Genomic DNA, 11,866 nt, shown 5'->3' on the forward strand with positions numbered 1-11,866 from the left:
GGCCCTAGAAGCCGTGCGGCAGCCAGGGCGCCACCGCCGACCCGAAGCCCACCGCCGCCTCGGCCAGCGCCCCCTGCCGCACCTCCCGCACCAGCCCGGCCCCCGCCAGCGCGGCGAGGCTCACCCCACCGAGGTAGGCCGCGCCCAACTCCCGTACGGACAGGGCGAGATCGGCCGGGTCCGTCGTACGCTCGCACGAGGCGCCCTTCGGGTCCCCGCTGAGCCGCCAACGCCCGCTGTTCCAGGGGCAGAAGGCGTCCTCGACGTCCAGCACCACGTCCACCGGCGTCTGGTAGGTCCGCGCCTCCAGCGCGGCACCCACGTCCACCAGCCGTACGTGCAGCGAGTCGCGCACCAGCGGGGAGCAGCGCCGTACGTCGGAGACGAGGTACTGCCAGGCCTCGTCGACCGGCCGCCGCCGGGCGTCGATGCGCGAGGTGAGGTCGAGGTCGAACAGGAACCGCCACAGCGCGCCGTGGACGGCCGGATCCAGCGCCTCCAGGTCGGAGAGCACCACCGTGCCCTTGGGCCCGGCCGGCTCCCAGTCCGCCTTGACCCGGTACCGCGCGAAGCCCACGACCTCGCCGTCCCGCTCGGCGACCACGCACTGCAACGGAGAGGCACCGCCCCGGTCGCTCTCCGGGTCGAGCAGCCCCACCCGCTCCCAGCCCGGGGCCCGGGCGACCATCCCGGGCCGCAGGGGCACGAGCCGGGCGTACACCGCCTCGCACGCGTCGAGCACGTCGGCGGGCGCCGCGTAGCGCAGCCGTACGTCGTCGGTACCGGGCGGCAGGGACAGCCGCACCCGGGTCGTGTCGATGTCGGCGTTGAGGTGGTAGGTGCCCACGCCGTACCCGAAGCGGCCGTAGATCGCCGGTTCGGAGGCGGTGAGCACGGCCAGCGGCTCGCCCCAGGAGCGCACGTCGTCCAGTTGCCGGCGCATCATCGAGGTCAGTAGCCCGCGCCGCCGGTGCGTGCCGGCCACGCCGACCATGGTGACGCCGGCCGCGGGCACGGCGGCCCCGCCGGGCACGGTCACCCGGAAGCTGAACGCCCCCGCGGTGCCCACGCACCGCCCGTCGTCCCAGACGCCGATGGAGCGCTCGTGCTCGGTGAGCTCACGCCACAGCTCCCGCTCCTCGGCCGACTCCGGAACCCCGCCGAAGGCGCGGATCAGGCTGCCGTACCACTCGTCCCAGTCGTCCTGCCGAAGCACCCGCAAGTCAGTCCCCATGAACCATGCCTACCAGGGCACCGCGGGACGGGCGAGGGAATTACGCCCGGGCCCGTCGTGAGCCGGCGCGGGCACGGCCCTTGAACGGCTGTGAAGTTGGACCTCACACGGGGGACAAGTCGTACCTCCTGTGCCAAGCAGGGGGTTCGACGGATAAGGTCCCGAACTAATGGCAGCAGGACGAGAGCGGCGCGCGGAAGCCGAGACGTTCACGGCCCGGTTGAGGATGCAGTGGCACCGGGTCCGCGTCGGCCTGCGCAGAAGCGCCGTGGACTACTTCCGTGGCGACGGCTCGGACTGGGTCGCGCTGGCGGGCCTGCTCATGACCGTCCCGGTGATCGCGGCCGTGACCCTGATGAACTCGGTGTGGTGCTCACCGGCCGCACTGGTCCTCCCCATCGTCGCCGGCGGTCTGCTGCTGCGCCCGGCGAGCCTGCTCGGCCTGTACGCGGCCGCGGCGACCGCGCTGATCGTGGAGTCGGTGCAGCTGGGCCCGTACACCGAGGGACCGTCCCGGGTCACCCCGGGCGTGGTCCTGGTCGTGGCCGCCTGCGGGTTCTTCGGCCTGCTGATCGCCCAGTTCCGCAGCCGGGTCGGGGTGCCCTGGCGGCGCGGCGGCACCATGCTGTTCGACCTGCGCGAACGCATCCGGGTCCAGAGCAAGCTGCCGCACCTGCCGCACGGCTGGCACCGGGAGATGGCGCTGCGTCCCGCGGGCGGCCAGTCCTTCTCCGGTGACTTCGTTGTCGCGGCCCGTACCAACGGCGGCCGGACGCTGGAGGTCGTCCTCACGGACGTCTCCGGCAAGGGTATGGACGCGGGATCGCGCGCCCTGCTGCTGTCCGGGGCGTTCGGCGGTCTGCTCGGTTCGCTGCCCCCGCATGCCTTCCTGCCCGCCGCGAACGGCTATCTGCTGCGCCAGGACTGGGACGAGGGCTTCGCGACCTCCATCCACCTGGTCCTGGACCTGGACTCCGGGGACTACGAGCTCTACTCAGCCGGCCACCCGCCGGGGCTCCAGCTCAGCTCCGGCAGCGGCCGCTGGGAGGAGAAGGCCGCGGAGGGGCCGCTCCTCGGCGTCTACGACGGCGCCCAGTTCGACCCCGTGAAGGGCTCGCTGCGGCCCGGCGACGTCCTGATGCTCTTCACCGACGGTCTGGTGGAGACCTCCGACCGCGACATAGTCGAGGGCATCGACCGGCTGACGGGGGAGGCCGACCGGTATGTGGCCGGCGGTTTCCACGGCGCCGCCTGGCACCTGATCGAGGCGGTCGCGAAGGACGTCAACGACGACCGGGCGCTGCTGCTGATCTGCCGCGAGGGCCCGACGGCCCAGGCCGTCCCGCACTAGCCGTCCGCCGCGGCGGACGGGGTTCACCCCGGTCCGACCGCCGGCCGACTGCGCTGTAGAACGTCCGGAGGCACCCGGCGTCACGGCCGGGGCACATCGACCGCGCAGGGGCGTCACGGGCTCACCGCGCGACCCGGCCGCGGTCCAGGACCCGGACTTGCGGCAGGGCCGACTGCCGGCCCTGCCGTGCCTCGTGGCGACGTACGGACACGGCCCGGGCCTCGCCCCGGTGACCGTGGCCCGCGCAGACCTTGCGACCCACGCCACCGGGCTGTGGACGACGACCGTCGTGCCCGGCCTCACCGCGGCAGCCCCCCGGCCCGCGCGGCACCGAGGCGCGACACACTGGAGCAATGACCGACGAGTTGACCCTGGCCGAGGTCGAGGCCCTCGCCCGCGCCGCACACGCGGGCCAGACCGACAAGGCCGGCCGCCCCTACGCCGAACACCTGCGGGCCGTCGCCGAGGGCGTACGCGCGCGGGGCGGCGACGACGACCAGATCGCGGCGGCCTGGCTGCACGACTCCGTCGAGGACGACGCCCTCACCGAGCGGTGGCTCGACGAGGCAGCGCTCAGCCGCCGTACGAAGGACATCGTGCGCGCCGTCACCAAACGGGCCGGGGAGCCGCCCGAGGCGTACGCCGGGCGCATCCTGGCGACCCCGGGCGCGCTGCTGGTGAAGGAGGCCGACCTGGCGCACAACGCGAACCCCGCACGCCTGGCCGTCCTCGACGAGGCGACCCGGAGACGACTGACCGAGAAGTACGCGGGGATGCGCGCGCTGCTCGGTCTGGACGGCCGGTCCGTCTAGACGCCGGCCTTCTCGCGGGGAGCCGCCTTCTGCTCGCGCCCGCGGGCCGCGTCGGGAGCGTCCTTCTTGAACGCCCAGTCCATGTCGGGCTCCATCACGCACCGGAAGACCCGGCGCACCGGCGCGGCGCACAGCAGGGTGACGGCGGCCGCGGCCAGGGCGCTCACGAAGAGCTCACCGGCCGGGCGGTGCAGCCAGGCGTGGTCGAACCAGCCCGCGAAACCTGCGCCCTTGATCAGGAAGCCGTGCAGCAGATAGCCGTACAGCGTGCCCGCGCCGAGCGTGGTGAACCACGTCCGCCGGCCCGGCACCCAGGCGAAGAAGCAGGCCGTCAGCAGCAGCGAACTGCCGAACATGGCCAGCACCATGACGGGCCCCGTCCACCAGGGCGCGCCCATCTCCTGGACGGCGTTGCGGTGGTAGAACCACTCGGTGTTCATCCGCGGCACCGCCCACCAGCCGACCGCGAGCGCGGCCGCGAACACCGGCACCGCGGCGATCCGCATCGAGCGCCGGCGCACCATCCGGAAGTGCTCCGGCTTCATGACCAGGCCCAGCACGAAGTACGGCAGGAACTGCAACACCCGCTGGAGGTCCAGGTCGTCACCGATGTCCGGGGTGACGGACGCCAGCATGGCGATGCCGAGCGCGAGCGGCAGCGGCCACCGCACCAGGTTCCAGACCGGCGTGGTCAGCCGCCAGACGAACAGCGCCACCAGGAACCAGGTCAGGAACCACGGGTCCAGGAGGCTGATCTCCATGCCGGGGTCGTGGTCGGCGTAGCGCTTGAAGAGGGAGTACGCCGTCTCGAAGACGACGTACGGCACGGCGACGCCGGTGACGAGCCGCTTCAGCCGGTCCGGGCGCATGTCGAAACTGCGCGAGAAGAACCCGGAGACGATGATGAACGCCGGCATGTGGAACGAGTACACCACCGTGTACACGCCCTCCAGGATTCGGCTGTCGCCCTTGAGCGGCTCCCAGGAGTGCGCGACCGCCACCAGGACGATCGCCAGGTACTTGGCGTTGTCGAAGAAGGCGTCACGCTGCTTGGCGGGCGGCGGGTCCTGCGGCGAGCGCGGACGGGGTACGGCGTCGGCGGCGGCTGGAAACATCTGAGGCACCCTAGTCCCGGCTGTGTGTTTCCGTGAAACCGGCTGTCTCGTTGCCGTTTGTTCACTTCTGAGCCACCCTCAACAGGCCGACATTGTCGGGATAAAACCCCCCGAACAGCCACACGGTCACGCTCCTCGCACACCTGTGCCGGTGCTTCGCGTTCCCTGCGGACGGAATGTGCGGACGCGGTGACCGTGGACCGAAAGGAACCGGCCAGGGGGTGCCGCGCGTGTATCGGCATGGCCAAACGTTGGCTCACCGGCCGCATATGCGGGCCGCGTTGGTGGCACGATGGTTCTGGCGGGGGTCGCGGGGTCGCGTCCCCGGGCCGGGAGAGCGGGACCGACCGAGGGTGTGATCAGTTGTGGCCATTTCGCTGTCAGTGGTGCTGCTGTTGGGGATCATCCTGGTGGTGTTGATGCGGGGAGGCTCCATCAAGGCCGGCCCCGCCATAGTCGCGGTGCTCTTCGGCTTCTTCCTCGCCTCGACCGGCATGGCCGACGACATCCAACGCTTCCTGGACTCGATAGCGGAGACCATCAACTCGATCCAGTTCTAGCCCCGGACACGGGGCAGACGCACACACCGAAAGGCCTCCGGCCCGATCCCCTGAGGGACCGGGCCGGAGGCCTTCTCGGAGCGGGCGACGGGAATCGAACCCGCGTAGCTAGTTTGGAAGACTAGGGCTCTACCATTGAGCTACGCCCGCACAGCACGCGCCGCGGTCCGCTGACCGACGGCACGCAAGCATCGTACCGGGTCGTCACCCCTCGTCGCACACCCCTTCCGCCCGCGCGGTGCTCGGAGAGGGCTCGCGGGGGATCCCCGGGGCGCGTGCGGCCCTCCGCCCGGCCCCCGCACGCTCCGCGCACCCGAAAGCCCGAGCGGTGTCCGCGCCCGTCCGCCGCCGGGTCCGTCCCGGGTGCGGCCCGCCCTCGCGTTCACCCGGACCGTCGGCCCCTGGCATGGCCGGGCACGGCCGGCCGGGGCGAAGGGGCCTCACCGGCGGGGACCGGCAGGCGAGGCGTGCCCGGCGTCTGCGGCGTGCGCCGCCGGGCACCGACCGGGCCCTCGCGGCCGGGGTACGGGCGGCCGCGCTGCGCATCGCGCGGTGGCTCCCGAGGAGCGGTGGCCGCGGGACCGAGCCCCTGGCCTCCGTGGCCGGAGCCGCGCCCCTCCCGCCTTGGGCCGGGCGGCCGGCCGTACGCGACGCGCCCGGTGACCGAGCGGGACATCGTGCCCGGGCGTGCCGCGGGCCGGCGGCACAGCGGGCCCGCTCGCCGTCCGACGCCTGTGGCTGCCCGGAAAGGCGGTGTCCCCGGCGCACGCCGGGGCACTGAGGGCCGGGGCTCGTGAAATGCGGCAACCCCGCAGCCTGGGGGCATGTACCCTACGTGTCGCACCAGACGGGGTGTGGCGCAGCTTGGTAGCGCGTCCGCTTTGGGAGCGGAAGGCCGTGGGTTCAAATCCCGCCACCCCGACCACCTGCGCGATCAGCACGCGCGCCCGAGTCCGTGATCGCCTTTGGGGCGTGTCGCCGCTGCCGTTACTATGCAAGCTGCACGCCCGTGTGTCTCTCCTACTAGAAGTCCTCCGGGCGGCTATCCGCCGGAGCCGTTCTGGCCCCGGCAGAATCCGAGAAGTCAGCCACAAGGAGACCGAACCGTGAAGAGCGCCGTGGAGACCCTGAACCCGACTCGGGTTCGGCTCAGCATCGAGGTGCCCTTCGAGGAGCTCAAGGACAGCCTCGACGCGGCGTACAAGAAGATCAACCAGCAGGTCACGGTGAAGGGCTTCCGGAAGGGCAAGATCCCGGCCCGCGTCATCGACCAGCGGTTCGGCCGCGGTGCGGTGCTGGAGGAGGCCGTCAACGACGCGCTGCCGAAGTTCTACACCGAGGCGGTCAACGAGGCCGAGATCGACGTCCTGGGCCAGCCCGAGGTCGACATCACCGAGCTGAAGGACGGCGAGACGCTGAACTTCACCGCGGAGGTCGACGTCCGCCCGTCCATCGAGATCCCGGACTACTCCGGCATTGAGGTCGAGGTCGACGCCGTCGAGGTCACCGACGAGGACATCGAGAAGTCGGTCGAGCAGCTCCGTGAGCGCTTCGCCTCGACGTCCCCGGTCGAGCGTGCCGCCGAGGACGGCGACGTCGTCACCATCGACCTGGAGGCCAAGGTCGACGGCGAGGTGCTGGAGGACGGCGTCGCGAGCGGCGTCTCCTACACCATCGGCTCCGGCGAGCTGCTCGACGGCATCGACGACGCCGTGAAGGGCCTGGAGGCCGGTGGCGAGGCCACCTTCACCTCCGAGCTCAAGGGCGGCTCCGCGGCCGGCAAGGAGGCCGAGGTCACCGTCAAGGTCACCCAGGTCGCCGCCCGCGAACTGCCCGAGCTGGACGACGAGTTCGCGCAGCTCGCCTCCGAGTTCGACACCCTGGAGGAGCTGCGGGCGGACAGCCGCAAGCGCCTCGAGAACATGAAGCAGTACGACCAGGCCACCCAGGCCCAGGAGCGCGTCCTGGAGAAGCTCCTGGAGCTCGTCGAGGTGCCCGTCCCCGAGAAGCTGCTCGAGGACGAGATCAACACCCGCAAGCACAACCTGGAGCACCACCAGCTCGGTCAGATGGGCCTCGACCTCGCGAAGTACCTGGAGATCCAGGGCAAGACCGAGGAGGAGTTCGACGCCGAGACCAAGGAAGCCGCGGTCAAGGGCATCAAGACGCAGTTCGTGCTCGACGAGCTCGTCAAGCGCGAGAAGCTGAACGTCAACCAGGAGGAGCTCACCGAGCACCTCATGCGCCGCGCGGCCTCCTCCGGCATGTCCCCCGACCAGTTCGCCCAGGCGGTCGTCGAGGGCGGCCAGGTTCCGCTCCTCGTCGGCGAGGTCGCCCGCGGCAAGGCCCTGGCCGTCGTGGTCGAGGCCGCCACGGTCAAGGACACCAACGGCGAGGTCGTCGACCTGGACGACGACGAGGACGAGACGGCCGAGACGGTCGAGGCCTCCTCCGAGGAGACCCCGGCCGAGGCCGAGGAGAAGACCGAGGGCTGAGCCCACGGCACCTCCACGTCGTAGGAAGGGCCCCGGAGACCATGTCTCCGGGGCCCTTCCGGCACCCGGCCGCGAGACCGGCCCGGGAGCGCGGTGAGCCGCGCGGCGGGCCACGGATCGCGCGCGCCCGGCCGCGGCCCGGCGATACCACGGCGCTACGCCCCCGGCGAACACCCCCCTTACCGGGATTCCCCAAGGGGACCAGCGCGTTAGGGTCCATGAGTACCAGGGCAGGGAAGTCCCGCAAGCTGCCCAGCCCCCGGACGGGAACACGTGAGACGGCCCGGCGCCGTCGTAAGACGAGCAGGTGGATACGTGACGAATCTGATGCCCTCCGCCGCCGGCGAGCCTTCCATCGGCGGTGGCCTCGGCGACCATGTCTACAACCGGCTGCTCAACGAGCGGATCATCTTCCTCGGCCAGCCGGTCGACGACGACATCGCGAACAAGATCACCGCACAGCTTCTGCTCCTTGCCGCCGACCCGGACAAGGACATCTACCTCTACATCAACAGCCCCGGCGGATCGATCACCGCCGGCATGGCGATCTACGACACCATGCAGTACATCAAGAACGACGTGGTGACCATCGCCATGGGCCTCGCGGCCTCCATGGGCCAGTTCCTGCTCAGCGCGGGCACGCCGGGCAAGCGCTTCGCTCTGCCCAACGCCGAGATCCTGATCCACCAGCCCTCCGCCGGCCTCGCCGGCTCGGCCTCGGACATCAAGATCCACGCCGAGCGGCTGCTGCACACCAAGAAGCGCATGGCCGAGCTCACCTCGCAGCACACCGGCCAGACGATCGAGCAGATCACCCGCGACTCGGACCGCGACCGCTGGTTCGACGCCTTCGAGGCCAAGGAGTACGGCCTCATCGACGACGTGATCGCCACGGCCGCCGGTATGCCGGGCGGCGGCGGCACCGGGGCCTGAGCCCCGTGCGGGGCCACCACACCCCCGCTCAGCCCCTCAGCCGACCGCCTAAGCCCCTAGGAGACAGACAGTGAACGACTTCCCCGGCAGCGGCCTCTACGCCCGCACCGAGGCCGAGTACACCGGCCCGCGCGCCGAGTCCCGCTATGTGATCCCGCGCTTCGTCGAGCGCACCTCGCAGGGCATCCGCGAGTACGACCCGTACGCGAAGCTGTTCGAGGAGCGCGTGATCTTCCTCGGCGTGCAGATCGACGACGCCTCCGCCAACGACGTCATGGCGCAGCTGCTGTGCCTGGAGTCGATGGACCCCGACCGGGACATCTCGGTCTACATCAACAGCCCCGGCGGCTCCTTCACGGCGCTCACCGCGATCTACGACACCATGCAGTTCGTGAAGCCGGACATCCAGACGGTCTGCATGGGCCAGGCGGCCTCCGCCGCCGCGATCCTGCTGGCCGCCGGTACGCCCGGCAAGCGCATGGCGCTGCCCAACGCGCGCGTGCTGATCCACCAGCCGTACAGCGAGACCGGCCGCGGTCAGGTCTCCGACCTGGAGATCGCCGCGAACGAGATCCTCCGGATGCGCGCGCAGCTGGAGGACCTGCTGGCCAAGCACTCGACCACGCCGATCGAGAAGATCCGCGAGGACATCGAGCGCGACAAGATCCTCACGGCCGACGACGCCCTGGCGTACGGCCTGATCGACCAGATCATCTCCACCCGGAAGATGAACAACGCCGCCGTCCGCTGACGCGGACCCGTAGGATATGCCGCCCCTTGGTACAGCGCACGTCAAAGTGAACCCTGCCAAGGGGGGCCCGAACGGGGGGCCCGGCAAGGTACCGTCGGACATAAGGCAGCACCAGGAGCCGCTGGACCTAGGCGTCTCCCAGGCGAAGGGGAAGCACACCGTGGCACGCATCGGTGACGGCGGCGATCTGCTCAAGTGCTCGTTCTGCGGCAAGAGCCAGAAGCAGGTCAAGAAGCTCATCGCAGGGCCTGGTGTGTACATCTGCGACGAGTGCATCGACCTCTGCAACGAGATCATCGAGGAGGAGCTCGCCGAGACGAGCGAGGTGCGCTGGGAGGAACTGCCCAAGCCCCGCGAGATCTACGAGTTCCTGGAGGGCTACGTGGTGGGCCAGGAGGCGGCCAAGAAGGCCCTCTCCGTGGCGGTGTACAACCACTACAAGCGCGTCCAGGCCGGCGAGAACGGCGGCGGCAACGGCCGTGACGACGCGATCGAGTTGGCGAAGTCCAACATCCTCCTGCTGGGCCCCACGGGCTCCGGCAAGACGCTCCTCGCCCAGACCCTCGCCCGCATGCTGAACGTCCCGTTCGCCATCGCCGACGCGACGGCGCTCACCGAGGCGGGCTATGTCGGCGAGGACGTCGAGAACATCCTGCTCAAGCTGATCCAGGCGGCCGACTACGACGTCAAGAAGGCCGAGACCGGGATCATCTACATCGACGAGATCGACAAGGTCGCGCGGAAGAGTGAAAACCCGTCGATCACGCGGGACGTGAGCGGCGAGGGCGTGCAGCAGGCCCTGCTGAAGATCCTGGAGGGCACCACGGCCTCCGTGCCGCCGCAGGGCGGACGCAAGCACCCGCACCAGGAGTTCATCCAGATCGACACGACGAACGTTCTGTTCATCGTGGGCGGTGCCTTCGCGGGTCTGGAGAAGCTCATCGAGTCCCGGGCGGGCGCCAAGGGCATCGGCTTCGGAGCGACGATCCGCTCCAAGCGGGAGCTGGAGGCCAAGGACCAGTTCGAGGACGTCATGCCCGAGGACCTGGTCAAGTTCGGCATGATCCCCGAGTTCATCGGCCGCCTCCCCGTCATCACCTCGGTCCACAACCTGGACCGCGAGGCGCTCCTCCAGATCCTGGTCGAGCCGCGCAACGCGCTGGTGAAGCAGTACCAGCGCCTGTTCGAACTCGACGGTGTGGAGCTGGACTTCGAGCGCGAGGCGCTGGAGGCCATCGCCGACCAGGCCATCCTCCGCCAGACCGGCGCGCGCGGCCTGCGCGCCATCATGGAAGAGGTCCTCCAGGGCGTCATGTACGAGATCCCGTCCCGCAAGGACGTGGCCCGAGTCGTCATCACCGCGGACGTCGTCCACTCCAACGTCAACCCGACCCTGATCCCGAGGGACGCGCGCGGCAGGGGTTCGGGCGAGCAGAAGACGGCGTAGGCCCACCGCATACATCGAAGGGGCCCCCGGTCGACCGACCGGGGGCCCCTCGTGCTCGGGCGGCGGAGTCCGTCAGGCCTTCACGCGCACGTCGTTGCGGAGCTTCGCGGTCAGTTCGGCCGCCTCCTCCATGGACGTGCTCTTGCCCTCCGCCAGGCCGGCGATGTCGAACGACAGCACATAGGTGACGGTGCTGTGATCGGCCCAGATGCAGAACGGCATCGTCACGGTCTGCCCGGACTCGGTGGTCTTGATCTCCTGGCACTTCAGGACACCGTTCTCGAAACCGGCGGGCGTGAACGCCTTGGGGCTGCCGACGAGTTCGCCCTCGCTGGAGCTCTTGGACGCCTCCGTCTTCATCTGGCCGAACATCGAGTCGATGACCTTCTCCGGGTCGTCGATGCTGCCGTACACACCGGCGAACGTCAGGTTCTTCGAGGTAAGGCCCGAGCCCGCGGTGTAACTCGCGCTGACGTCCTTGGGGTTGTCCACGCCCCAGGACTCCGCGTCCTTGATGTCGTCGTCGGTCATCCCCCCGGCCCCGGTGTCGGAGCCCTTCTTGTACTCCCCGTCGAGGACGGTCGCCGGCGCGGTCAGCTTGTGCGCCCCGTCGTCCGCGATGTCCGAGCCGCCGCCGCCCGACCCGCCCCCGGCGATCACCAGGTACGCGCCGACCGCGATCGCGGCCACGACCGCCACCGCGCCGATGACGATGCCGACCTTCTTGCCGTTGCCGCCGCCCGGCGGCGGAGGCTGGGGAACGCCGTAGGGCGCCTGGCCGTACGGCGGCTGCTGGCCGTAGGGGGCCTGCGGCTGGCCGTAGGGCGGCGGGGCCTGCGGCGGCACCCCGCCCTGCTGCGGGTAGCCGTAACCCGGCTGCGGAGGCTGCTGCGCACCCTCCTGCGGGTAGCCGTACCCCGGCTGCGGAGGCTGCTGTGCGGGCTGCTGGGGGTAGCCGTAGCCGGGCTGGGGCGCCTGCGGGGGCTGGCCGTAGGGGCCCGGCTGGCCGTACGGCCCGGGCTGCGGCGGCTGCCCGGGCTGCTGGGGCTGCCCGTACGGGCCCGGCTGGTTGTGACTCATCTCTGGGTTCCCCTCCAGATGCTTATGTGTTCCCGACATCCTGGCCCAGGCTCGGGCGGCACACCGCATCGGGGCCCCCACCGTTACA

Annotated in this window: 10 protein-coding genes and 2 tRNA genes; 8 read left to right on the forward strand and 4 right to left on the reverse strand. The window is 70.7% G+C overall.

Features of this window, described 5'->3' with window-relative positions:
* Positions 1-4: 4 nt before the first annotated feature.
* Positions 5-1,234 (reverse strand): GNAT family N-acetyltransferase, encoded by a 1,230-nt coding sequence (locus AOJ26_RS02395; RefSeq protein WP_086723887.1) that lies wholly within the window; start codon positions 1,232-1,234, stop codon positions 5-7.
* 169 nt (positions 1,235-1,403) lie between these two features.
* On the opposite strand from AOJ26_RS02395, the gene AOJ26_RS02400 reads away from it, so the two are divergent.
* On the forward strand, positions 1,404-2,585 hold the full coding sequence (locus AOJ26_RS02400; protein ID WP_053846472.1) for a PP2C family protein-serine/threonine phosphatase: 1,182 nt from the start codon (positions 1,404-1,406) through the stop codon (positions 2,583-2,585).
* Between the two features lie 353 nt (positions 2,586-2,938).
* The gene (locus AOJ26_RS02405) at positions 2,939-3,397 is read left to right on the forward strand and encodes an HD domain-containing protein (RefSeq protein WP_053846473.1); all 459 of its coding nucleotides are present in this window, start codon (positions 2,939-2,941) and stop codon (positions 3,395-3,397) included.
* Here AOJ26_RS02405 and AOJ26_RS02410 read toward each other — a convergent pair.
* Complete coding sequence (locus tag AOJ26_RS02410; protein ID WP_053846474.1) at positions 3,394-4,512, reverse strand: acyltransferase family protein; 1,119 nt, start codon at positions 4,510-4,512, stop codon at positions 3,394-3,396. The genes AOJ26_RS02405 and AOJ26_RS02410 overlap by 4 nt on opposite strands.
* 365 nt (positions 4,513-4,877) lie before the next feature.
* Here AOJ26_RS02410 and AOJ26_RS02415 point away from each other — a divergent pair, with 365 nt between their 5' ends.
* Entirely contained in the window at positions 4,878-5,072 is a 195-nt protein-coding gene (locus AOJ26_RS02415) for a hypothetical protein (protein WP_007382026.1), read from the forward strand.
* A gap of 79 nt (positions 5,073-5,151) precedes the next feature.
* On the opposite strand, the gene AOJ26_RS02420 is transcribed toward AOJ26_RS02415, so the two are convergent.
* Positions 5,152-5,222 (reverse strand) — tRNA-Gly (locus AOJ26_RS02420).
* A gap of 698 nt (positions 5,223-5,920) precedes the next feature.
* Here AOJ26_RS02420 and AOJ26_RS02425 point away from each other — a divergent pair.
* The 5 genes from AOJ26_RS02425 (at position 5,921) to clpX (ending at position 10,698) form a co-directional block, all read left to right on the forward strand.
* Positions 5,921-5,997 (forward strand) — tRNA-Pro (locus AOJ26_RS02425).
* A gap of 181 nt (positions 5,998-6,178) precedes the next feature.
* A complete protein-coding gene (gene tig / locus AOJ26_RS02430; RefSeq protein ID WP_053846475.1) occupies positions 6,179-7,567 on the forward strand; it encodes a trigger factor in 1,389 nt (462 codons plus the stop codon).
* A 327-nt stretch (positions 7,568-7,894) separates the two neighbouring features.
* Positions 7,895-8,500 carry an ATP-dependent Clp protease proteolytic subunit gene (locus AOJ26_RS02435; RefSeq protein WP_053846476.1) on the forward strand — a complete coding sequence of 202 codons (606 nt, stop codon included), beginning with the start codon at positions 7,895-7,897 and terminating at the stop codon, positions 8,498-8,500.
* Between the two features lie 70 nt (positions 8,501-8,570).
* The gene (locus AOJ26_RS02440) at positions 8,571-9,251 is read left to right on the forward strand and encodes an ATP-dependent Clp protease proteolytic subunit (RefSeq protein ID WP_020136160.1); all 681 of its coding nucleotides are present in this window, start codon (positions 8,571-8,573) and stop codon (positions 9,249-9,251) included.
* Between the two features lie 160 nt (positions 9,252-9,411).
* A complete protein-coding gene (gene clpX, locus AOJ26_RS02445; protein WP_053846477.1) occupies positions 9,412-10,698 on the forward strand; it encodes an ATP-dependent Clp protease ATP-binding subunit ClpX in 1,287 nt (428 codons plus the stop codon).
* Between the two features lie 72 nt (positions 10,699-10,770).
* Here the strand turns inward: clpX and AOJ26_RS02450 are convergent, their stop codons facing one another.
* Positions 10,771-11,778, reverse strand: a complete 1,008-nt coding sequence (locus tag AOJ26_RS02450) for a hypothetical protein (RefSeq protein WP_053846478.1) — start codon at positions 11,776-11,778, stop codon at positions 10,771-10,773.
* Positions 11,779-11,866 lie beyond the last annotated feature (88 nt).

The organism is Streptomyces sp. NRRL B-24085 (assembly GCF_001282115.1).
Taxonomy (GTDB): domain Bacteria; phylum Actinomycetota; class Actinomycetes; order Streptomycetales; family Streptomycetaceae; genus Streptomyces.

Bases quoted from the DNA above. Each gene is read 5' to 3' on its own strand.
- AOJ26_RS02395 (WP_086723887.1), bottom strand. From the start codon at position 1,234: ATGGGGACTGACTTGCGGGTGCTTCGGCAGGACGACTGGGACGAGTGG.
- AOJ26_RS02400 (WP_053846472.1), top strand. From the start codon at position 1,404: ATGGCAGCAGGACGAGAGCGGCGCGCGGAAGCCGAGACGTTCACGGCC.
- AOJ26_RS02405 (WP_053846473.1), top strand. From the start codon at position 2,939: ATGACCGACGAGTTGACCCTGGCCGAGGTCGAGGCCCTCGCCCGCGCC.
- AOJ26_RS02410 (WP_053846474.1), bottom strand. From the start codon at position 4,512: ATGTTTCCAGCCGCCGCCGACGCCGTACCCCGTCCGCGCTCGCCGCAG.
- AOJ26_RS02435 (WP_053846476.1), top strand. From the start codon at position 7,895: ATGCCCTCCGCCGCCGGCGAGCCTTCCATCGGCGGTGGCCTCGGCGAC.
- AOJ26_RS02450 (WP_053846478.1), bottom strand. From the start codon at position 11,778: ATGAGTCACAACCAGCCGGGCCCGTACGGGCAGCCCCAGCAGCCCGGG.